25 protein-coding genes are annotated in these 20,231 nt (G+C 42.4%); 20 read left to right on the top strand and 5 right to left on the bottom strand.

The annotated features are described in order from the left end of the window. Positions 1 to 22: 22 nt before the first annotated feature. The 3 genes from RM552_RS10870 to ubiD form a co-directional block, all read right to left on the bottom strand. Positions 23 to 1,360 (bottom strand): M28 family metallopeptidase, encoded by a 1,338-nt coding sequence (locus RM552_RS10870; protein ID WP_311369277.1) that lies wholly within the window; start codon positions 1,358 to 1,360, stop codon positions 23 to 25. 190 nt (positions 1,361 to 1,550) lie between these two features. Further along, on the bottom strand, positions 1,551 to 2,246 hold the full coding sequence (gene fre / locus RM552_RS10865) for an NAD(P)H-flavin reductase (RefSeq protein ID WP_311368866.1): 696 nt from the start codon (positions 2,244 to 2,246) through the stop codon (positions 1,551 to 1,553). 66 nt (positions 2,247 to 2,312) lie between these two features. Then, the gene (gene ubiD, locus RM552_RS10860) at positions 2,313 to 3,782 is read right to left on the bottom strand and encodes a 4-hydroxy-3-polyprenylbenzoate decarboxylase (protein ID WP_311368865.1); all 1,470 of its coding nucleotides are present in this window, start codon (positions 3,780 to 3,782) and stop codon (positions 2,313 to 2,315) included. 194 nt (positions 3,783 to 3,976) lie between these two features. Between ubiD and RM552_RS10855 the strand changes: the two genes are divergently transcribed. The 3 genes from RM552_RS10855 to rlmB all read left to right on the top strand — a co-directional run bounded on the left by RM552_RS10855 (position 3,977) and on the right by rlmB (position 7,861). After that, positions 3,977 to 4,591: a tetratricopeptide repeat protein gene (locus tag RM552_RS10855; RefSeq protein ID WP_311368864.1), complete on the top strand. Its 615-nt coding sequence runs from the start codon at positions 3,977 to 3,979 to the stop codon at positions 4,589 to 4,591. Between the two features lie 126 nt (positions 4,592 to 4,717). Beyond that, positions 4,718 to 7,102 carry a ribonuclease R gene (rnr, locus tag RM552_RS10850; RefSeq protein ID WP_311368863.1) on the top strand — a complete coding sequence of 795 codons (2,385 nt, stop codon included), beginning with the start codon at positions 4,718 to 4,720 and terminating at the stop codon, positions 7,100 to 7,102. 21 nt (positions 7,103 to 7,123) lie between these two features. Further along, positions 7,124 to 7,861 (top strand): 23S rRNA (guanosine(2251)-2'-O)-methyltransferase RlmB, encoded by a 738-nt coding sequence (gene rlmB, locus RM552_RS10845; protein ID WP_311368862.1) that lies wholly within the window; start codon positions 7,124 to 7,126, stop codon positions 7,859 to 7,861. A 40-nt stretch (positions 7,862 to 7,901) separates the two neighbouring features. On the opposite strand, the gene RM552_RS10840 is transcribed toward rlmB, so the two are convergent. Next, positions 7,902 to 10,139, bottom strand: coding sequence for a YHYH protein (locus RM552_RS10840; RefSeq protein WP_311368861.1), 2,238 nt, complete (start codon positions 10,137 to 10,139; stop codon positions 7,902 to 7,904). A gap of 415 nt (positions 10,140 to 10,554) precedes the next feature. Between RM552_RS10840 and rplN the strand changes: the two genes are divergently transcribed. From rplN to rplQ, 17 genes are all read left to right on the top strand, one after another. Then, positions 10,555 to 10,923 (top strand): 50S ribosomal protein L14, encoded by a 369-nt coding sequence (rplN, locus tag RM552_RS10835; RefSeq protein WP_008846203.1) that lies wholly within the window; start codon positions 10,555 to 10,557, stop codon positions 10,921 to 10,923. 12 nt (positions 10,924 to 10,935) lie between these two features. Further along, positions 10,936 to 11,250, top strand: a complete 315-nt coding sequence (gene rplX, locus RM552_RS10830) for a 50S ribosomal protein L24 (RefSeq protein ID WP_311368860.1) — start codon at positions 10,936 to 10,938, stop codon at positions 11,248 to 11,250. Between the two features lie 15 nt (positions 11,251 to 11,265). Further along, positions 11,266 to 11,805 (top strand): 50S ribosomal protein L5, encoded by a 540-nt coding sequence (rplE, locus tag RM552_RS10825; protein ID WP_311368859.1) that lies wholly within the window; start codon positions 11,266 to 11,268, stop codon positions 11,803 to 11,805. Positions 11,806 to 11,816: 11 nt separating this feature from the next. Further along, a complete protein-coding gene (gene rpsN / locus RM552_RS10820; RefSeq protein ID WP_311368858.1) occupies positions 11,817 to 12,122 on the top strand; it encodes a 30S ribosomal protein S14 in 306 nt (101 codons plus the stop codon). Positions 12,123 to 12,134: 12 nt separating this feature from the next. Then, positions 12,135 to 12,527: a 30S ribosomal protein S8 gene (rpsH, locus tag RM552_RS10815; RefSeq protein WP_311368857.1), complete on the top strand. Its 393-nt coding sequence runs from the start codon at positions 12,135 to 12,137 to the stop codon at positions 12,525 to 12,527. Between the two features lie 13 nt (positions 12,528 to 12,540). Then, positions 12,541 to 13,074, top strand: coding sequence for a 50S ribosomal protein L6 (gene rplF / locus RM552_RS10810; protein ID WP_311368856.1), 534 nt, complete (start codon positions 12,541 to 12,543; stop codon positions 13,072 to 13,074). 9 nt (positions 13,075 to 13,083) lie between these two features. Then, positions 13,084 to 13,437 (top strand): 50S ribosomal protein L18, encoded by a 354-nt coding sequence (rplR, locus tag RM552_RS10805; protein ID WP_311368855.1) that lies wholly within the window; start codon positions 13,084 to 13,086, stop codon positions 13,435 to 13,437. A 9-nt stretch (positions 13,438 to 13,446) separates the two neighbouring features. Then, positions 13,447 to 13,953 (top strand): 30S ribosomal protein S5, encoded by a 507-nt coding sequence (rpsE, locus tag RM552_RS10800; protein ID WP_311368854.1) that lies wholly within the window; start codon positions 13,447 to 13,449, stop codon positions 13,951 to 13,953. A gap of 6 nt (positions 13,954 to 13,959) precedes the next feature. After that, positions 13,960 to 14,142, top strand: a complete 183-nt coding sequence (gene rpmD / locus RM552_RS10795) for a 50S ribosomal protein L30 (protein WP_311368853.1) — start codon at positions 13,960 to 13,962, stop codon at positions 14,140 to 14,142. A gap of 3 nt (positions 14,143 to 14,145) precedes the next feature. Then, positions 14,146 to 14,580, top strand: a complete 435-nt coding sequence (gene rplO / locus RM552_RS10790) for a 50S ribosomal protein L15 (protein WP_311368852.1) — start codon at positions 14,146 to 14,148, stop codon at positions 14,578 to 14,580. A gap of 5 nt (positions 14,581 to 14,585) precedes the next feature. Continuing rightward, on the top strand, positions 14,586 to 15,896 hold the full coding sequence (secY, locus tag RM552_RS10785) for a preprotein translocase subunit SecY (RefSeq protein WP_311368851.1): 1,311 nt from the start codon (positions 14,586 to 14,588) through the stop codon (positions 15,894 to 15,896). 41 nt (positions 15,897 to 15,937) lie between these two features. Next, complete coding sequence (gene rpmJ / locus RM552_RS10780; RefSeq protein ID WP_075607266.1) at positions 15,938 to 16,051, top strand: 50S ribosomal protein L36; 114 nt, start codon at positions 15,938 to 15,940, stop codon at positions 16,049 to 16,051. A gap of 152 nt (positions 16,052 to 16,203) precedes the next feature. Further along, positions 16,204 to 16,560 (top strand): 30S ribosomal protein S13, encoded by a 357-nt coding sequence (rpsM, locus tag RM552_RS10775; RefSeq protein WP_311368850.1) that lies wholly within the window; start codon positions 16,204 to 16,206, stop codon positions 16,558 to 16,560. 14 nt (positions 16,561 to 16,574) lie between these two features. Continuing rightward, positions 16,575 to 16,964, top strand: coding sequence for a 30S ribosomal protein S11 (gene rpsK, locus RM552_RS10770; protein ID WP_311368849.1), 390 nt, complete (start codon positions 16,575 to 16,577; stop codon positions 16,962 to 16,964). 21 nt (positions 16,965 to 16,985) lie between these two features. Next, a complete protein-coding gene (gene rpsD / locus RM552_RS10765) occupies positions 16,986 to 17,606 on the top strand; it encodes a 30S ribosomal protein S4 (RefSeq protein WP_311368848.1) in 621 nt (206 codons plus the stop codon). A gap of 20 nt (positions 17,607 to 17,626) precedes the next feature. Then, positions 17,627 to 18,616 carry a DNA-directed RNA polymerase subunit alpha gene (locus tag RM552_RS10760; RefSeq protein WP_311369276.1) on the top strand — a complete coding sequence of 330 codons (990 nt, stop codon included), beginning with the start codon at positions 17,627 to 17,629 and terminating at the stop codon, positions 18,614 to 18,616. A gap of 40 nt (positions 18,617 to 18,656) precedes the next feature. Beyond that, on the top strand, positions 18,657 to 19,061 hold the full coding sequence (gene rplQ, locus RM552_RS10755) for a 50S ribosomal protein L17 (protein WP_311368847.1): 405 nt from the start codon (positions 18,657 to 18,659) through the stop codon (positions 19,059 to 19,061). A 79-nt stretch (positions 19,062 to 19,140) separates the two neighbouring features. Here the strand turns inward: rplQ and RM552_RS10750 are convergent, their stop codons facing one another. Then, a complete protein-coding gene (locus tag RM552_RS10750) occupies positions 19,141 to 19,941 on the bottom strand; it encodes a hypothetical protein (RefSeq protein ID WP_311368846.1) in 801 nt (266 codons plus the stop codon). Between the last annotated feature and the right edge of the window lie 290 nt (positions 19,942 to 20,231).

Here is a 20,231-nt window from a genome sequence, read left to right as displayed (position 1 = left end):
ATTTATTCTATTGTCCTACGTTTTATTCTCCAAACGCGCCAGCTGCACCAGGGTACACGACAGGACTTTCAGTACCATCATGGCTGACACTTGCGACGCCAAAAAAGTAATTGTCTATGACTACGTTTTCCAAAGTAAACTTATTAACATTGCCAACAAAACGACTAAATTGCCATTGTGGCGCATCAGTATATCGCCAGTAAATTTTATAGCCCGCAAGTTGAGGGTTTTCAGTCGCGTTTAATGGTGCCCATCTCAAAGTAGTGGATGGCTGAACAGCCCCCTCAATTGCTACCTGTATTGGTGGCTTTGGAGCCCAAGACATACTCGCTAAAGAGACTGCATTTAGTGCAGTAAGTTTAGCCGCATAATCAAAATCTACACCGTCGATAGTGTCTCCATAGGCTATGCCGTTTTCGGTGCGTAAGTCCTGGTGTTGACGATTATAGTTCTCATTTGTTTCCATTATTCGTACACCAGGATAACCCAAATCATTAAAAGGGCGATGGTGCCCACCGCGTCGGAATCGGTCTAGTCGATAAACAACCATGGTGTCTAAGTTTTCAATATAAGTGTCAGCGATTTTATCTATGTAGCGGGCCAGATTTCGACTTGGAGAGTCAACTTCACCCCCTGTGAATCTTCTTAAACGAGCCTCTTGAGGAGACTCGGTGTGCCGAGTACCTTCGGCAAATATTCTTGCAGTAGTATTGTTGATGACACCGTTAACACCTTCGATATTGCCAATCATGTCGTTGTTGAGGACTGCTTTTAGTTGCCAATTGTTTGCTTGTGCATATTCAGCAAGTATACGCCCGCCAAATAGCCCTTGTTCTTCGCCAGCAAGGGCAGCATAAACTATGCTGCCGTTAAATTTGTATTGGGAAAGAATACGGGCGGCTTCAAGTGTGCCCGCTACTCCCGAAGCGTTATCGTTGGCCCCAGGTGAATCGCTTGTGTAATTCATCACGTCAGTAACACGAGAATCAATATCACCGCTCATCAACACATACTTATTTGGGTCCGAAACACCACGTTGGATAGCAATGACGCTGACGACTTCTGTAGCATCGGGGATTCGTCTCTCGCCTGAAATGACTTCTGACTGAAAAAACACCTCTAAACATCCACCACATTCAACAGAGATTTTATCGAATTCAGATTTAATCCAACGACGTGCAGCGCCAATACCGCGAGTTTCTGATTCAGTTTCTGACAATGTATGGCGGGTGCCAAAACTGACTAAGGTAGTAATATCTTGTTCTATTCGCTGTGGTGAAATATCCGCAGCAATTTTGAAGAGTTGTTCATCTTTTGTACTTGAATGATTTTCACTAGCAACTGCACTAGCGCAAGCCATGGTGGTGACAAAAAATGCTGATAGCAAGCTAAGTAATTGATTGGTCGTTTCTACTTTGTATTTATTGTTGTCCGCATCGAAGTGACGCGGGTTAGACTTTGTCATTATTTACTCTTGTCATTGCGTAATCTTATACACTTATACTGATTCGAGTGCCTAATGGGTTCGATTTTTGCGAAAAAACTATACTTTATAAGTAAGTAAAGGCATCGCCATACAGAGAAGTTAAAGGTAAACCCTTAGCAGTGAACACTTCTTTTATCACAGCGGCCATCTCAAAGCGACCGGCGACATATAAATCAATTAGTGATAAATCGTTAAAATCACTTAATACCGCATGATGGACTAAACCAACATGACCTTGCCAATCAGTATTTGCGATTTCGACTACTGGGTGAAAAGAAAAATTGGCTTGAGTTTTTGCTAAAGCATTGAGTTCTGCTAATTCATATAGGTCGGCTTGAGTTTTGGCTCCCCAATATAAATTGATTTGTCTTTTTGTTTGATTCGCTAAAGTATCCAATAAGATAGATTTTGCGTATGAGTAACCAGTTCCCCCCGCAATTATAACCATTGTTTTGTCGCTTTCTCGAACGTAAGCTTCGCCTAAACCAATTTCTACTTTTAGTTTTTTAGTGTTTGAGGCTAGTTGCAATACTTCATAAGCATAGGGGTTGTCAGGTGTTGCGCCAATATGCAGTTCAATTATACCTTTGACGTTGGGCGCGTTGGCAATAGAAAAAGGCCGCTTGTCATTTTCTCCCATGACCACTTGCAAATATTGACCAGCTTTGAAACTGCTCTGTTGGTTAGTTTCCAGTATTATTTTTGTAACCGTTTCGGTAAGTGATTCTATACTGATTACTTTTACGTCAATGCTTGTCATTATTTTCCTAAATTGAGATTAACTCTGCTCAAACCGCCCATCTTCCGGCTGGCTATTATATCTGTTTCACTGATCTAAACCTAATTCTGGCCATAAATCGTCGATTTTTTGTTTTATGGCTTCGTCCATAACTATCGGCGTACCCCATTCGCGATCTGTTTCGCCAGGCATTTTATTGGTTGCATCCATCCCCATTTTAGACCCTAACCCTGATACAGGAGAAGCAAAGTCGAGGTAATCGATAGGAGTATTTTCTATCAGTGTGGTGTCCCGTGCAGGATCCATTCTTGTAGTAATGGCCCAAATAACATCATTCCAGTCGCGCGCATTTACGTCGTCATCGCAAACGATGACAAATTTGGTATACATGAACTGACGTAAAAATGACCAAACCCCCATCATCACGCGTTTAGCATGTCCTGGATATTGTTTTTTCATGGTGACAACTGCCATACGATAAGAACAACCTTCTGGCGGCAAATAAAAATCGACTATTTCAGGGAATTGTTTTTGTAAAATCGGAACAAATACTTCGTTTAATGCCACGCCTAGAATAGCTGGTTCGTCGGGTGGTCTTCCTGTGTAAGTAGAATGATAAATAGGGTTTTCCCTGTGCGTAATATGGGTCACAGTCATCACCGGAAAATCATCGACTTCGTTGTAGTATCCGGTGTGGTCGCCATAAGGGCCTTCAGGGGCTGTTTCGTCTTGTGCAATAAAACCCTCTAAGACTATTTCTGCGCTGGCAGGGACTTGTAGATCATTTGAAATCGATTTAACAACTTCTGTTTTATCTCCTCTTAATAAACCTGCAAAGGCATACTCGGAGAGGGTATCAGGTACTGGGGTGACAGCACCTAATATTGTCGCTGGGTCTGCTCCTAAAGCGACACTTACGGGATATGGCTTACCGGGATGAGTCTGACACCATTCCCTAAAATCGAGCGCACCACCACGATGCGATAACCAACGCATTATGATTTTATTTTTGGCAATCACTTGTTGTCGATAAATACCCAGATTTTGTCTTTTTTTATGTGGGCCACGAGTAACAGTTAAGCCCCATGTGATTAGTGGTGCAGCATCACCTGGCCAACAACGTTGCACAGGAAGTTTCGCTAAATCAACATCGTCACCTTGAATAATATGTTGTTGGCAAACTGCTTTTTTCACGACTTTTGCCGGCATATTTAAAACTTGCTTAAACACCGGTATTTTGCTCATTAAGTCTTTCAAGCCTTTTGGTGGTTCCGGCTCTTTTAAAAATGCCAATAGCTTACCCACTTCCCGTAGAGCTGCTACTGATTCTTGGCCCATACCTAAAGCTACTCTCTCGGGTGTGCCAAATAAATTAGCTAATACAGGCATATCATGACCTTTAGCATTTTCGAAAAGTATTGCAGGGCCGCCGGCACGCAGGGTTCTATCTGCAATTTCAGTCATTTCTAATTCGGTGTCAATTTCGATAGAAATACGTTTTAACTGTCCAATTTTTTCAAGTTGGGCAATAAAATCGCGTAAGTCTTTGTATTTCATATTTTAACGCTACTATAAATAATGGGCTTGGGTATGATACATGAAAACCGTTAATACCGATTAAATAAGCCATAAATTTCTTCTCTCATCCTGCTTATTTATCACTCAACTTAAAAAATCTATGGTCGATATCTTAACTATCATTAATTGCGAATAACGGTGACAATGTGTTGGTTAAAAATTTAAGGATACTCTTGCAACTACAGTTGGTTTTGTTAGTGCTTGTTTTCACGGGGTATTCACAAGCTCAGCAGCTAGAAGCTGTGCAAGTTTATTCTCAGGATGAACTTATTCGCTTAATTAACGACAATCAACATTTAACGCGTGTTGTAGAAGATAGATGTCAGCTTGTGCAAGATATCGAGGCTCGCGCCGAAATAATGCAAGTGCCAGCTTATCAGTTCTTGTGGGGTGACATGCTAGCGTGGGGAGTATGTGTCGACAAAGTGCCTAAAATGGGTGTCCATTACATGCGCCAAGCAGCTGATCAAGGTTTGCCTGCAGCGTTGGAGCAACTGGGCCGCTATCATGCTGCAGGCACCTTAGTGCAAGAAGATAAACGAAGGGCGGTTATTTATTTGCGAGAGGCATCGGCCTTAGGCAATTTAAATGCGCAAATCCAGCTTGCTGAGCTATTTATTGATGGTTACGGCAGCCCATACGATTTTGAAGACTTGTATCATTGGTTGTATAACGCAATCACCGATGACTCTCGGACTCACCAAAAAATTGCTAGTTATATGCAAGAGCTTGAAGCATTGATGCACCCTAGAGCCGTTAGAAGTGCCCGCAAACCATTGCTTGAATAATCGTTTGTCGTTACCTAATAAGGTCGAAATCGCAAAATATCATGATTAATGCGTGTTTTCGTGCTAGCAATGCATTATACTCGGCGCCATGAAAAATGAAGTAACCTTAGAAAAAGGTTCTCGCTCATGACAAACAATGATCCTCATTTTGAGCGCGAACAGCAAAAATACGAAAATCCTGTAGCAAGTCGAGAATACCTTCTTTCCCTTTTAAGCAAACAAGCCAAACCACTTTCCTTTATAGAAATTTGTCACCTGCTCAATGCTGAAGAAGAATCAATGCGAATTGGTATTCAACGACGCCTGCGCGCCATGGAGCGTGAAGGACAGTTGCTATTTAATCGAAACAAAAAATATGAAATCCAAAAACAAAGCGAACTCGTTCGTGGCCGCGTTATTGGGCATCGTGATGGGTTTGGTTTCTTAAAACATTCTGAAACTGAAAAAGACTATTTTATTCCTATTGGCCAAATGTCAATGTTGTTACACGACGATGTGGTTGAAGGCACTACTGGCAATACTGATCGCAGAGGCCGAATAGAATTTAGGTTCAATCAAGTTATTGAAGCTCGCAAAGAGGCTATTGTTGGGCGCTACTTTACTGAACAGGGAGTTAGTTTAGTTATTCCTGACGACAACCGTATATGTCACGAAATTATTATACCTAAAGAACATGTGAACGGCGCCCGTCAAGGCCATGTTGTGGTGGTTGATATAATACAAAGGCCGCGCAGAAAAGTTAATCCTACAGGCAAAATAACTGAAGTTCTTGGCGACCATATGGCGCCAGGAATGGAAATTGAAACAGCGCTTCGGAATTTTGATATTCCACATAATTGGCCTAAAGGTGTTACGAATTCGGTGAGCAAACTCACTGAAGAAGTGCCCGAAGATGCTAAACAAGGACGCGTTGATTTGCGCCAACTTCCCTTAGTCACTATTGACGGAGAAGATGCTCGCGACTTTGATGATGCCGTTTATTGTTTGCCTGAAGAAAGCGAAAAAGGTGGTGCAGGTTGGCGCTTATGGGTCGCTATAGCGGATGTGAGTGCTTACGTTAAGCTTGGAACAGCACTTGATACTGAAGCTCAAAATAGAGCAACTTCGGTATATTTTCCTGAACAAGTTATACCAATGTTACCCGAGGTCTTATCGAATGGCCTCTGTTCGCTCAACCCCGATGTAGATCGCTTATGCATGGTTTGCGAAATGAGTATAGATGCAAACGGTAAACTGCAAGACTACCAGTTTTACGAAGCGGTAATGCGCTCACATGCACGATTCACTTACAACAAAGTTTGGCAAGTGTTAAGTGGCGACGAAGACATGCTAGCTCGCTACAGCGATAGAGTCGCCGATCTCAACAATCTGTATGCCTTGTTCAAAGCGTTGAAAAAAGCTCGAAATGGACGTGGTGCGATAGAATTTGAAAGTCAAGAAACCAAATTCGTCTTTAATGCACAACGTAAAATCGAACACATAGTGCCTTTAGTCAGAAATGACGCACACAAGGTCATTGAAGAATGTATGATCATGGCAAATGTTTGTGCGGCTAAATATATTGAAGCGAATAACGCAGAGGCTTTGTTCCGTGTACACGATAAACCCGACGAAGACCGCTTATTAACGTTTCGTTCCTATTTATCAGAGGTGGGTGTGTCTTTTACTGCTAGCAACGAACCCAGCCCCCACGATTTTGCAGCACTAGCTAAGAAAATACAAAGTCGTCCTGATAAAGATCTTATCCAAAGTATGCTCTTACGCTCAATGAAACAGGCCAATTACGATGGTAACAATGTGGGGCATTTTGGCTTAGCGTTGGAGCAATATGCGCACTTTACATCTCCTATAAGACGCTACCCTGATTTAATTGTGCACCGAGTGTTAAAAGCGATTATCAATAAGCAAACGGGTAAAAAAGTCTGTAAAGGGGCAAAATTCTATTCCGAAACGGATATTGAATTATTAGGCGAGCAGTGTTCTATGGCCGAGCGTCGTGCTGACGATGCCACTAGAGATGTTGCGGATTGGTTGAAATGCGAGTTCATGCAAGATCACGTTGGGGATGTCTTTGACGGAATTGTTGCCTCAGTGACTAATTTTGGTTTGTTTGTAAGAATTACCGACTATCAAATTGATGGTTTGATTCATATCACAGCCTTGGGCAACGATTACTATCAATTCGACCAAGTTAAGCAGTGCCTAATCGGCGAAAATTCTGGCATTGTATATCGTTTGGGCGATCCCGTCCGGGTTAAAGTTGCTGCTGTCAATCTTGATGAGCGTAAAATCGATTTGATGATAGACGGATTAAAGCAACAAGAACGTCAAACAAAGAAAAAATCACGCAGTGCGCCAAAAGGTGGCAGTGGATCTAAGAATTCCGGCAATCCGCAAGATAAAAAAGCGCATGCTGGAAATAAATCAAATAAAAACAAGGGCAAGCAAAAAGCAGGGCCAAGTTCTAAACGCAGTAAAGCATCAAGGAACAAGCCTCGGCGTTCGAAGTAACGCATTATCTTAGGAATAAATATGGCACAAACAGATTGGGTTTTTGGTTTACATTCTATTGCCGCGATTTTAGCTAATGAACCAGAGCGTATTTTGGAGATTATGGTTGCGAAAGAGCGCAATGACGATCGCATGAATAAAGTCGTGAATTTGGCTCGCAAACAGCGTATTTCGGTCCAATTTGTGCAACGTAAAACGCTTGATGAACGCTCAAAAGGTGAACAACACCAAGGTATTATGGCGCGTGCAAAGGCAGCAAGAGTGATGACAGAAGCTGATTTAGATACCATTATCGAAAATCAAAACGTGCCATTTTTGCTGGTATTAGATGGCGTCACTGATCCACATAATTTAGGTGCTTGTTTGCGTAATGCTGACGCAGCAGGTGTACATGCCGTTATTGTGCCAAAAGATAAATCAGCAGCAATTACACCGGTTGTCCGCAAAGTCGCTGTTGGGGCTGCTGAAACAGTGCCGTTGATACAGGTGACCAACCTTGCTCGAACCCTTAAACAAATTCAACAACAGGGCGTTTGGGTTATTGGCACAGCGGGAGAAGCCGAACAGCTTATTTACGACTGTAAAATTCAAGGCCCTACCGCTTTAGTGATGGGAGCTGAGGGTAAGGGCATGCGTAGACTTACCCGAGAAACTTGTGATGAATTGGTCAAGCTGCCCATGGCTGGAAGTGTTTCTAGTCTGAATGTTTCTGTGGCTACCGGTATATGCTTGTTCGAGGTTGTAAGACAGCGGGCTTAAAGAGGCTAGTAAAATAAATTACTAGCCAACGCATATCCTTTTAACGTTTGTTAAAACTCTCATCGGGCGTCCCGCTAAAACATCCAAGTACATAGGGAAATGCATCAGTAATATAATATGCATACTCACCATTTACAGTCATGCCGTTGCACTCATCAAGGTCGCCCAAACCCTCTATATACTCGTAGTCATCTCTAAAGGTACCGTTGTATTGTCCGCCAGGATCGCCATCTCCACTTGGTCTGTCACCTGTTTTTAGTCGGTAGCTGGATAAGACCTTTCTAATGTCATTATCGATTTGAATGTATGAACCATAAATGGGGAATCCGTCAGCAGCAAAGCCAATAACAGGGGATACTTCTGAGTTATCATCAGCAAACAACGCAAAAGGAGAACCATGATAATGATAGGTACCATCGCCTTGAGCATGGGCATTATGGCTATCAACATTGAAACCACTTTCTGGGTGCATGGGATCATATCGCCAGGGCGTTGTAATGTCGTTACAACCTATTCTGCCGTCTCCCACGCCAAAACAGCCTGCTGCTAGAATATCGACTTTTACACCGTTTAACAAAATTGCATTGTCGTAAACAAGACTTAAGGCAGTAGTTGTGTCGGCTTTTTCTGGTGCGATAGTAATTTCAAAGCGATCATCTTGTTCCGATACATCGTTTGGAAAAGCATTGCCGCCATCGTTGAAGTCATGGTTAGGAATAGCATTTGTTAAAAACACACACTTGTCTTGTTCTAACGTTATACTCAAGTCGCCTACAAACATAATATTTCGGGCGACATCAGTTGCATTACTTGTATAGTCAGCCATGTATTCAGCGCAATTTCCGCTACCATTTGTAAAAATCGCGTTGGTAATGTTAATAGCGTCCGGATTTGTACTATTGCCACCGTTTGCGCTTTCAGCAAACATAAGTAAGCTATTTACTGTATCGTCTAAACTGCTGTCGTTAATCAAGTCAGATCTTTCAGTAAAATTAGCGCTTATGTCATAAACCTCTCTGCTGCCATCGTGAAATTCAATAACTTTATAGTCACTGTTTCTAATAGCGGTGCCCGTTGTATTGGCTGACTCGAAACTAGTTAAAATAATATCTTGATTGGCTGAATCATCATTAGTGTTGTCGTTATCCAGAATAGTCATAAAACTATTGCTGTCATGAATATTTTGGCTATCAACGCCCGCTATTTGTGCAATAGTTGCATACAAATCAGTGGCGGTAACTAGTGCTGTTTCACGTTCACCTTGCCGTTCAACGCCTTTACCTGAAATCACTAGAGGCACCCCAACGCCACCCTGATACAGGCTGCCTTTGGCATGAGAACGATCAAAGTTTGTGGTATCGATGATGCGTCTTGGTGTGCCATTGTCGCCCATGAAAATGATTATAGTATTATCGCGAACTTCGTCAGATAAGCTGTTCAATAGGCGTCCAATTTCCGTATCCATTGCTTCTATTGCACTCAAGTAGTATGCGCGAGTATTGGCATCTATGTCTGCATCGGTGCCGGATAAATTTCGACTATGCAGACTCGCCGGGGGTAAGTGAAAGGGCGAATGCGGGGCCGCGTATGCTAACCAGGTAAACCACGAGCTTGTTTGCTGCCCAATCCATTCGATAGCAAGGTCGGTAATTACTGTTGTGTGGTAATCAGTGCTTGTTTCGGTCGCACCATTTATTGTCAGCTCCCAATTATTATAGTCTGAGATATTGCTTAAATTACCTGCAAAATACTCAATTCCCACATCAGAAGGGTGATTGGCTGATGCGTTACCGCCACCTAAATGCCATTTACCAAATACAGCCGATGCATAATCTTCAGTACTCGTTGATTTTATGTAGGCTTGCAAGGTTTCGTGTTCATCAGTTAAAAGGGCTGGTACAAAGGTTACACCGCTATTAAAACCGTATTTACCGGTGATAATTGTTGCTCGAGTAGTTGTACAAGCTGGCGTAGCCCAGGCGTTTTCAAAGACAAGTCCAGAATCAGCCAAGGCATTTATATTTGGCGTTGTTGGTATATCAGTACTAAAGGAATATTGTGCTGAGGCATCAAGCCCTTGGTCGTCAGAAAGTATAAATAGAATATTTGGAGCACTGCCATCTTGTGGTGTTGTCGTTGGTGGGGTTGTTGGCGGAGTAACCGGAGGTATTACCGGTGTTGGTTCAGAGGCTTCGCCACCTCCACCGCCTCCACAGGCAACTAATGTCAGTGTGCTTAGGATGCAGACAATAAAGTAGGGTTGCAGACGAATGATCATTACTTAATCCTCAAACTTAAGATTAATCATACCTTAACCTAAGTTTGATCAATATAAGAGTGAGTTTACGTAATCTTTACGTACTAGTTACAGTGCTTGACTAAAAAGACCATGAAATGAAAGTTGAATTAAAAAAACAAACTCTCGCCTGTGCCAATAATGGTTTGTAATTGCACTTGATCTTGGGGTTTCTCATGCCCAGTGCGGCGCTTACGCAAGCCTTAATGGTATTGACTTTGCCAACTTTTCAATAGATATGAAATTTATTTCAAATTAAACTACACCTATGCGCTATTTTCTGTTATAGTTTCGCGCCCTTTTTGTGGGGGTATGGTCTATTTTTATTCAAAACCTGAATAAAAATAGCAGCTTAGAGACTCGGAAGAGTCATAATATTTAACAGCGGAGCACTAACATGATCCAAATGCAAACTAACCTGGACGTTGCCGATAATTCGGGAGCTCGCAGGGTTCAGTGTATTAAGGTTCTTGGTGGCTCGCATCGCCGTTATGCACACATAGGCGACATCATTAAAGTTACTGTAAAAGAAGCAATTCCTCGCGGTAAAGTTAAAAAAGGTGACGTTTTAAATGCAGTGGTGGTGCGTACTAGGAAAGGCGTTCGTCGAGCAGATGGTTCAACTATCCGTTTTGATAACAACGCAGCTGTTTTGCTTAATGCAAACAAGCAACCTATTGGCACGCGTATTTTTGGCCCGGTCACAAGAGAACTTCGTGGAGATTCATTCATGAAGATCATCTCATTGGCCCCAGAAGTACTTTAAGGAGTCACGATAATGGCTAGAAAAATTCGTCGTGATGATGAAGTAGTCGTATTAGCGGGTAAAGATAAAGGTAAACAAGGCAAAGTTTTGCGTGTTTTACCTTCTGAAGACCGTGTTTATGTAGAAGGCATCAATATCATCAAGAAACACCAGAAAGCAAATCCTCAAGCGGAAGAGCCGGGCGGTATTATTGAGAAAGAAGCTTCTATTCATGTTTCAAATATAGCGATTGTTAACCCAGCGACGGGCAAAGCAGATCGTGTAGGTTTCCGTTTTGAAGACGAGAAGAAAGTTCGTTTCTTTAAGTCTAACGGCGACTTAGTTTAACTATTGGAGAGTACGATGGCGAAACTGCATGAGTTCTATAAAGAGACCGTAGTAGCCGATCTTGCGAAGCAGTTCGGATACAAAAGTGTCATGCAAGTCCCTCGGATTGAAAAAATCACCTTAAACATGGGTTTAGGTGAAGCAGTAGCTGACAAGAAAGTACTAGAATCGGCGCAAGCTGATATGGCTGCTATCGCTGGTCAAAAACCAGTTGTCACTGTTGCAAGAAAATCAGTAGCGGGTTTTAAAATCCGTGAAGGTTATCCGATTGGCTGTAAAGTAACCCTACGTGGCGAACGTATGTGGGAATTCCTTGAGCGTTTAATCTCAATCACAATTCCTCGTATCCGTGACTTCCGTGGTCTTAACCCGAAATCTTTTGACGGTAAAGGCAACTATAGCATGGGTGTACGTGAGCAAATCATCTTCCCCGAAATCGATTTTGATAAGGTGGATAAAGTACGCGGTATGGATATCACTATCACTACCAGTGCAGAAAATAACGAAGAAGCACATGCTCTATTGAGCGCGTTTAGCTTCCCGTTTAGAAAATAAGGTGTAGGGTTATGGCAAAAGAATCAATGAAGGCACGCGAAGTAAAACGTGCCAAGCTGGTTAAGAAGTATTCAGCAAAACGTGAAGCGCTTAAAGCGATCATTAATGATGTGAATTCTTCTGAAGAAGAGCGCTGGGACGCTGTTCTTAAGCTACAACAACTGCCACGTGATAGCTCACGTTCACGCAAGCAAAATCGCTGTCGTGTAACGGGCCGTCCACATGGTTTCCTACGCAAATTTGGTCTTTCTCGCATAAAGCTTCGTGAAGCTGCAATGCGTGGTGAAGTCCCTGGCCTTAAAAAAGCCAGCTGGTAAGGAGTAGCAGATATGAGCATGCAAGATCCTATCGCGGATATGTTTACCCGAATTCGTAACGGCCAATTGGCTTCTAAAGTTACGGTTTCTATGCCGTCTTCTAAATTGCGTGTTGCTATTGCAGCACTATTGCAAGCAGAAGGGTATGTCGAAGGTTTTTCAGTTGAAGAGAGTGCTAAACCTACTCTTGAAATTAGCTTGAAATATTTCGAAGGTAAAAAAGTAATTGATACAATACAAAGAGTTAGCCGTCCTGGGCTGCGCATCTACAAGAAAAAAGATGAGCTTCCTAAGGTACTAGGCGGACTTGGTATTGCTATCGTGTCTACCTCAAAAGGTGTGATGACTGACCGTGCAGCGCGTAAAGCGGGCATGGGTGGTGAGATCATCGGTTATGTAGCATAACGGAGGAATAATTATGTCACGTATAGCAAAAGCAGCTGTAGCCATTGCATCTGGTGTGGAAGTCTCCATATCAGGACAAGAAGTTACAGTAAAAGGTAAAAAGGGCACTTTAACCAGAGTGTTTAATGATGCAGTAGAAGTTGGACAAGAAGACGGCACTTTGACCACCGCTCCTAAAGAGGGTGCAGCAAATGGTTGGGCTCAAGCAGGAACGGCTAACTCATTATTAAATTCAATGGTAATAGGTGTAACCGACGGATTTGAAAAGAAGCTTCAGTTAAATGGTGTTGGTTACCGTGCACAAGCACAAGGTAGCAAACTAAACTTAACGTTGGGCTTTTCACACCCAGTCGTATACGAAATGCCTCAAGGTATTACCGTACAAACTCCTACTCAAACTGAAATCGTTGTCTCAGGCACCGACAAACAAGTAGTAGGCCAGGTTGCAGCCAACATTCGCGCCTATCGTCCGCCAGAGCCTTATAAAGGTAAAGGTGTTCGTTACGCTGATGAAGCTGTTCGTCGTAAAGAAGCTAAGAAAAAGTAGGTGGGTGTTATGGATAAGAAAACAGCTCGCTTGCGTCGCGCTACTCGCGCACGTAAGAAGATCAGTGAACTTGAAGCACATCGCTTGGTAGTAAACCGAACACCTCGTCACATATACGCTCAGTTAATCGCGCCTAGTGGTTCTGAAGTATTAGCGGCAGCTTCTACTGTTGAGAAATCACTTAAAGGTGACCTTAAATCAACAGGTAACGTCGAAGCAGCAGTGGCAGTAGGTAAAGCGATCGCAGAACGAGCTATCGAAAAAGGTGTTAAGCAAGTTGCCTTCGATAGAAGTGGATTTAAATATCATGGTCGTGTGAAAGCACTGGCTGATGCCGCGCGTGAAGCCGGCCTTCAGTTCTAGGAGTTTATGATGGCTAAAGTAGATAATCAGCAACAGCAGGGCGACCTGTTAGAAAAGCTAATCGCTGTAAACCGTGTTTCTAAAGTAGTTAAAGGTGGTCGCATCTTTAGTTTTACTGCATTAACAGTGGTAGGCGATGGCAACGGCCGTGTAGGTTTTGGCTATGGTAAAGCACGTGAAGTTCCAGCTGCTATTCAAAAAGCAATGGAAAAAGCGCGTCGTAACCTAGTTAACGTAGACCTTAACGGAAATACGCTACAGCACCCAATTAAAGGGCGTCACTCAGGTTCTAAAGTTTACATGCAGCCTGCATCAGAAGGTACTGGTATTATTGCCGGTGGTGCGATGCGTGCAGTAATGGAAGTAGCTGGTGTACAAAACGTTCTTTCTAAATGCTACGGCTCAACCAACCCAATCAACGTTGTTCGTGCAACTATTAATGCTCTAGTGGATATGAATTCACCAGAGAAAGTAGCGGCTAAACGTGGATTGCCTGTTGATGACATTTTGGGGTAATTGAACATGGCGAATACGATTAAAGTAAAGCAAACTAAAAGCTCTATTGGTCGTTTGCCTAAGCACAAAGCAACATTAGTTGGTTTGGGTTTACGCAAAATCGGTCATGTTCGTGAACTTGAAGATACCCCTTCAGTTCGTGGTATGGTCAGCCGTGTAAATTACATGGTTGAGATAGTGGAGGAGTAAAAGATGAGATTAAATACTATTGCTCCTGCACCGGGAGCTAAAAATACAGGAAAACGTGTAGGTCGCGGTATCGGTTCAGGCTTAGGCAAAACCGGTGGTCGTGGTCATAAAGGTCAGAAGAGTCGCTCAGGCGGGTCTGTAAAACCAGGATTTGAAGGCGGTCAAATGCCAATTCAGCGTCGTTTACCAAAATTTGGTTTTACGTCGCGCAAATCATTTGTAACTGACCAAGTCACATTAAGCGAGATTGCTAAAGTAGAAGGCGATATTGTTTCACTAGAAACCTTGAAGGCTGCAGGTCTTATTAAAAAAGAAATACAGTTTGTTAAGGTTATGCTTAGTGGTTCTATCGACCGAGCAGTTACTTTAAGTGGAATAAGAGCCACTAAAGGCGCTGCAGAAGCAATTAACGCTGCTGGCGGTAAAGTAGAGGAATAAGCTAAATGGCGAAACCAGGACAGGGATCAAGTGCAGGTGGCGGTTTGGGCGAATTACGCTCTCGCCTGCTGTTCGTGCTTGGCGCAATTATTGTGTTTAGGCTTGGGTCATATGTACCCATTCCTGGTATCGATTCTGATGTGTTGTCGAGAATATTCGAACAACAGACCGGAACAATCGTGGGCATGTTCAACATGTTTTCGGGAGGCGCGCTAGAGCGTGCATCGGTACTAGCACTGGGCATCATGCCTTATATTACAGCATCTATCATCATGCAGTTGATGGCGGCTGTGCATGAACCCTTTAAAGAACTGAAAAAAGAAGGCCAATCGGGTCAGCGTAAAATTAGTCAATATACAAGGTATTTAACTTTAGTATTGGCGACATTCCAATCTATTGGGATCGCGACAGGTTTACCTTCAATGATTCCTGGCTTAGTGGCTGACCCTGGCTTAGCTTTTACATTTACAGCGGTAGTTAGTTTGGTCACCGGCACCATGTTTTTGATGTGGTTAGGTGAGCAGATTACTGAACGTGGTATCGGTAATGGTATATCAATTTTGATATTTGCAGGTATTGTAGCGGGTTTACCCACTGCAATCGGTCAAACAGCTGAGCAAGCAAGACAAGGCGAAATCAATCTTTTATTCTTGTTTGTTTTAGGTGCCATTATTGTTGCATTAACTTACTTGGTTGTTTTTGTTGAACGTGCACAGCGCCGCATTGTGGTTAACTATGCAAAGCGTCAACAAGGCAGAAAAGTATTTGCAGCTCAAAGCTCACATTTGCCTCTTAAGGTGAATATGGCTGGTGTTATACCACCTATTTTTGCATCAAGTATTATATTGTTCCCTGGAACGCTAGCTAACATGCTGGGACAAAATGAGAGTTTCTCATTTTTGACTGACGTATCATTAGCTTTATCTCCTGGGCAACCGCTATATGTAATGCTATATGCCGCAACGATTATATTCTTTTGCTTTTTTTATACAGCATTACAATTTAATCCACGCGAAACCGCTGATAATTTGAAGAAGTCTGGCGCTTTTGTTCCTGGGATTCGTCCTGGCGAGCAAACATCACGTTACATAGATAAAGTGATGACAAGGTTGACCTTAGCCGGTGCTCTCTATATTACCTTTGTTTGTTTGGTGCCTGAGTTCCTACTATTGTGGTTTAACGTTCCGTTTTACTTCGGTGGTACATCTCTACTCATAATATGTGTAGTGGTAATGGATTTCATGGCGCAGGTGCAGACCCATTTGATGTCTCATCAATATGGGGATGTTCTTAAGAAAGCTAATCTTAAAGGTTAGGCATTTGCCTACCTTAAGTTAGCCAATTACGGAGTGATGTGATGAAAGTTCGTGCATCCGTTAAAAAGATTTGCCGTAACTGCAAGATCATAAAACGTAACGGCGTTGTTAGAGTGATCTGTGTAGAGCCTAAGCATAAGCAAAGGCAAGGTTAATCAGCTCTTAGTTGAGCACAAGACATGGTTTTTAAAATCGAGTTGCTGTACTGGCGCTTGAACTCTAAAACCTTAATTTGCAATTTTGTTACTGGGTAAGTATCCTAACGGGCTTTTTAGGCTAGTAACACTAAATAAGAGGAGTGCTGTTAATGGCCCGTATCGCTGGCATTAACATTCCTGATCACAAGCACACAGTTATTGCTTTGCAAGCCATTTTTGGCATTGGGGAAACCCGAGCAAAAGAAATATGTGTAAGTGCAGGTGTTTCAGAGTCTACCAAGATTAAAGAATTGGATGAGACAACTATAGATAAGTTACGAGATGAAGTGGCTAAATTCACTGTTGAAGGTGATTTACGTCGTGAAGTCTCGATGAGTATTAAACGTTTGATGGACCTAGGTTGCTTCCGTGGTATTCGCCACCGTCGTAGCTTACCTCTACGTGGTCAACGCACTAAAACTAATGCGCGCACCCGTAAAGGTCCTCGTAAACCTATTAAAAAGTAAGCGAGGCTTAAGTTATGGCTAAAACACCTACAAAGGCGCGTAAACGCGCTAAACGTCAAGTTGCTGATGGCATGGCTCATATCCATGCGTCTTTCAACAATACGATTGTGACTATCACCGACCGTCAAGGTAATGCGCTAGCTTGGGCAACATCTGGTGGTTCGGGTTTCCGTGGCTCACGTAAATCTACTCCGTTTGCAGCTCAGGTTGCAGCAGAGAGAGCAGGCGTAGCGGCACAAGATTATGGCTTGAAGAACATTGAAGTGTTCGTGAAAGGTCCTGGTCCAGGTCGTGAATCTGCTATTCGTGCATTAAATGCTACAGGATACAAGATCACTAACATAACCGACGTGACGCCAATACCACATAATGGTTGTCGTCCACCTAAAAAACGTCGCGTATAAGCGAACAGTTGGAGAAAGATCATGGCAAGATATTTGGGTCCAAAACTCAAACTTAGTCGTCGTGAAGGGACCGACCTGTTCCTTAAAAGCGGCGTAAGAGCAATTGATAGTAAATGTAAAATTGAAACAGCTCCTGGTCAACATGGTGCCCGTCGTGGCCGATTGTCTGATTACGGAACACAATTGCGTGAAAAACAAAAAGTACGTCGTATGTATGGCGTATTGGAAAAACAATTTAGAAACTACTATAAAGAAGCGGCTCGCCTTAAAGGCAATACAGGTGAAAACTTGTTGCAACTTCTTGAGCAGCGTCTAGATAATGTTGTTTATCGTATGGGATATGCAAGTACACGCGCAGAAGCACGTCAGCTTGTTAGCCACAAGGCAATCCTAGTCAATGGACAAGTTGTTAACATTCCATCTTTCAACGTAAAAGCTGAAGATGTGGTTGCTGTTCGCGAAAAAGCGAAAAAGCAAGCTCGTATTGTTGCTGCTCTTGAGTTAGCAGAGCAACGCGAGAAGCCAACATGGTTGGAAGTTGACAATTCTAAGATGGAAGGAACTTTTAAGCGTCTTCCTGAAAGAACAGATTTGTCTGCGGAAATAAACGAACAGTTGATTGTCGAACTTTACTCGAAGTAAAGAATAACTAAAGAGGATACATTGTGGGTTCAGTGACCGAATTCTTAAAGCCAAGATTAGTTGAAATCGAAAATGTTTCACCTACTCGTGCAAAAGTAACACTAGAGCCGTTAGAGCGTGGTTTTGGCCACACTCTGGGCAACGCACTTCGTCGTATCTTACTATCTTCTATGCCTGGTTGTGCAGTCACAGAAGTAGAAATCGACGGTGTGTTACACGAGTACACCGCCAAAGAAGGCGTGCAAGAAGATGTACTAGAAATATTGCTTAACCTTAAAGGTTTAGCGGTTTTACTAGAAAACAAAACCGAAGCTACCTTAACACTAGTTAAGTCTGGTGCTGGTCCTGTTCTTGCGGGCGATATACAGCATGACGGTGACGTTGAGATTGTTAATCCTGAGCATGTGATATGTAATTTGACCGGCGACGCCGAGTTGAGTATGCGCATCAAAGTAGAAATAGGTCGCGGTTATGTACCAGCATCTACTCGCCGTACCTCTGAAGATGATGATCGTCCAATTGGTCGTTTACTAGTTGACGCTTCATTCAGTCCGGTAGAGCGTATTGCTTATTCTGTTGAGTCTGCACGTGTTGAACAACGCACAGATTTAGATAAGTTAATTATCGATATGGAAACTAATGGAACACTAGATCCAGAAGAAGCCATTCGTCGCTCTGCTACTATTCTTGCCCAGCAACTGGATGCGTTCGTTGAACTACGAGACATTTCAGTACCTGAAGCTAAAGAAGAGAAGCCAGAATTTGATCCAATTCTATTGCGTCCAGTGGACGACCTAGAACTAACGGTTCGTTCTGCAAACTGTTTGAAAGCCGAGGCTATCCAATATATTGGTGACCTGGTACAGCGCACTGAAGTAGAACTTCTTAAAACGCCTAATTTAGGTAAGAAGTCGCTTACAGAAATTAAAGATGTACTTGCTTCTCGTGGACTTTCTCTAGGTATGCGCCTAGAAAACTGGCCACCAGAGTCAATCGCTGAAAAAGATTAATCAGGTTTTATTAAACTGATTTTTAAAGAAGGATAGAACTATGCGCCATCGTAAGAGTGGTAGACAGTTAAATCGTAATAGTAGCCATAGGCAAGCAATGTTTAAAAACATGGCAAGCTCATTGGTAAAGCACGAAGTTATTAAAACTACTGTGCCTAAAGCGAAAGAACTGCGTCGTGTTATAGAGCCGCTAATCACTTTAGCTAAGCAAGACAGTGTTGCAAATCGCCGTCTAGCTATGGCTAGAACAGCTGATAAAGAAGTGGTAGGTAAATTATTTAACGAACTTGGTCCTCGCTATGACGCGCGTCCAGGTGGTTACACACGTATCCTTAAATGTGGATTCCGTGCAGGTGACAATGCGCCAATGGCGTATGTTGAATTAGTTGACCGTCCTGTTATTGAAGAAGAAGTTGTTGAAGAAGTTGAAGCAACAGAAGATTAATAGCAGTTTAAATTAAAAAACCCGAGCTTTGCTCGGGTTTTTTGTTTTAATGAGGGATGATATTTTGGCCTTAATAACTTCAATTAAGTTCGTTTTGATAATGCTCATTGATGACGGCAGCAATAGCTTCTTGACTTAACCCACCTTTTATTGCGCTTTCTTCAATGATTTCGGCTGCAATATCTCTTTGTTGTGCAAGTTCTACAAGTCGTCCAATAGCATCAGGGTATTGTGCTAATTGCTCTATAGATATGATTATCATATCTTCAGATTTTTCATCATCGTGCGAAACAGTTGCTAATAGCGCATCTAAAACATACTTTCCTACATAAGGTACTTCTTTAATGGTGGTAATAAGAATTTCCATCGTCTTTGAAGGGTATGCGGTGACTAGTTTTTGTGCAATTTGGTCTGCTGAGTCCGGTTCGGCTGTAACCGCTCTTCTTACTATCTCATTAAAATAATCTGGATTATATTTACATGCAGCACTTGTTGCTGCGCCCGCATAACTTGGCTCAGCGTTTATTGCAATTTCTACTAGGTCTCCTGGACTCGATACTTGATAATCTGTAGCGACCATTATTATTTCGTCTACAAACATCGGTTGTGCAGAAACACTGGCACTAATAATTTCTTTATATTGGTCTGGGTAAGCAGTTAATGCGATAGAAACAAATTCTGTTGTTCTTTGTGGGTAACGATCCAATAAACCCTTTAATGCGTTGCCAAGTGAAGAACTGCCTGCAACTTGTCTTTTAAAGAATTGAACCAATTGTGGATTTTGAACTAAGTTACTGACAGACTCTTTGTTACTCTGCCCTGCAATGAGTGGTTGACTGCATAACATCGTACATAGCGTGACGGTTAATATTACTTTCATTTGTATTGCCCTTAGTTCTCACTACTAGTATTTTTTATATTTTCTTAGCTATCATTCATTGGTTAAATAACGAATTATTTACCAGTAAATGTTAGCGGGTTGTTAACATACTTTGTTTCTCAAAAAATAACAACAAAACACGGGTATAGGTATTGACCTTTTAGTATAAATCTATAAACTTCGCGCTCCTTCACGAACTAGCTAACACCCATAACTTTATGGTCAGTTATCTACGACTTCAGTAAGGTGATTAAGTTTCATAAATTATTACATAATTTTTGAAAACTAGG

The organism is Glaciecola petra (assembly GCF_031846345.1).
Lineage (GTDB): Bacteria > Pseudomonadota > Gammaproteobacteria > Enterobacterales > Alteromonadaceae > Glaciecola > Glaciecola petra.
Note: the sequence above shows the minus strand (reverse complement) of the source record. Positions and strands in the feature narration are given on the sequence as shown.

Coding starts and splice junctions, on each gene's coding strand:
- RM552_RS10870 (WP_311369277.1), bottom strand. CDS start 1,360: ATGGCTTGCGCTAGTGCAGTTGCTAGTGAAAATCATTCAAGTACAAAA.
- fre (WP_311368866.1), bottom strand. CDS start 2,246: ATGACAAGCATTGACGTAAAAGTAATCAGTATAGAATCACTTACCGAA.
- ubiD (WP_311368865.1), bottom strand. CDS start 3,782: ATGAAATACAAAGACTTACGCGATTTTATTGCCCAACTTGAAAAAATT.
- rnr (WP_311368863.1), top strand. CDS start 4,718: ATGACAAACAATGATCCTCATTTTGAGCGCGAACAGCAAAAATACGAA.
- rlmB (WP_311368862.1), top strand. CDS start 7,124: ATGGCACAAACAGATTGGGTTTTTGGTTTACATTCTATTGCCGCGATT.
- RM552_RS10840 (WP_311368861.1), bottom strand. CDS start 10,139: ATGATCATTCGTCTGCAACCCTACTTTATTGTCTGCATCCTAAGCACA.
- rplN (WP_008846203.1), top strand. CDS start 10,555: ATGATCCAAATGCAAACTAACCTGGACGTTGCCGATAATTCGGGAGCT.
- rplX (WP_311368860.1), top strand. CDS start 10,936: ATGGCTAGAAAAATTCGTCGTGATGATGAAGTAGTCGTATTAGCGGGT.
- rplE (WP_311368859.1), top strand. CDS start 11,266: ATGGCGAAACTGCATGAGTTCTATAAAGAGACCGTAGTAGCCGATCTT.
- rpsN (WP_311368858.1), top strand. CDS start 11,817: ATGGCAAAAGAATCAATGAAGGCACGCGAAGTAAAACGTGCCAAGCTG.
- rpsH (WP_311368857.1), top strand. CDS start 12,135: ATGAGCATGCAAGATCCTATCGCGGATATGTTTACCCGAATTCGTAAC.
- rplF (WP_311368856.1), top strand. CDS start 12,541: ATGTCACGTATAGCAAAAGCAGCTGTAGCCATTGCATCTGGTGTGGAA.
- rplR (WP_311368855.1), top strand. CDS start 13,084: ATGGATAAGAAAACAGCTCGCTTGCGTCGCGCTACTCGCGCACGTAAG.
- rpsE (WP_311368854.1), top strand. CDS start 13,447: ATGGCTAAAGTAGATAATCAGCAACAGCAGGGCGACCTGTTAGAAAAG.
- rpmD (WP_311368853.1), top strand. CDS start 13,960: ATGGCGAATACGATTAAAGTAAAGCAAACTAAAAGCTCTATTGGTCGT.
- rplO (WP_311368852.1), top strand. CDS start 14,146: ATGAGATTAAATACTATTGCTCCTGCACCGGGAGCTAAAAATACAGGA.
- secY (WP_311368851.1), top strand. CDS start 14,586: ATGGCGAAACCAGGACAGGGATCAAGTGCAGGTGGCGGTTTGGGCGAA.
- rpmJ (WP_075607266.1), top strand. CDS start 15,938: ATGAAAGTTCGTGCATCCGTTAAAAAGATTTGCCGTAACTGCAAGATC.
- rpsM (WP_311368850.1), top strand. CDS start 16,204: ATGGCCCGTATCGCTGGCATTAACATTCCTGATCACAAGCACACAGTT.
- rpsK (WP_311368849.1), top strand. CDS start 16,575: ATGGCTAAAACACCTACAAAGGCGCGTAAACGCGCTAAACGTCAAGTT.
- rpsD (WP_311368848.1), top strand. CDS start 16,986: ATGGCAAGATATTTGGGTCCAAAACTCAAACTTAGTCGTCGTGAAGGG.
- rplQ (WP_311368847.1), top strand. CDS start 18,657: ATGCGCCATCGTAAGAGTGGTAGACAGTTAAATCGTAATAGTAGCCAT.
- RM552_RS10750 (WP_311368846.1), bottom strand. CDS start 19,941: ATGAAAGTAATATTAACCGTCACGCTATGTACGATGTTATGCAGTCAA.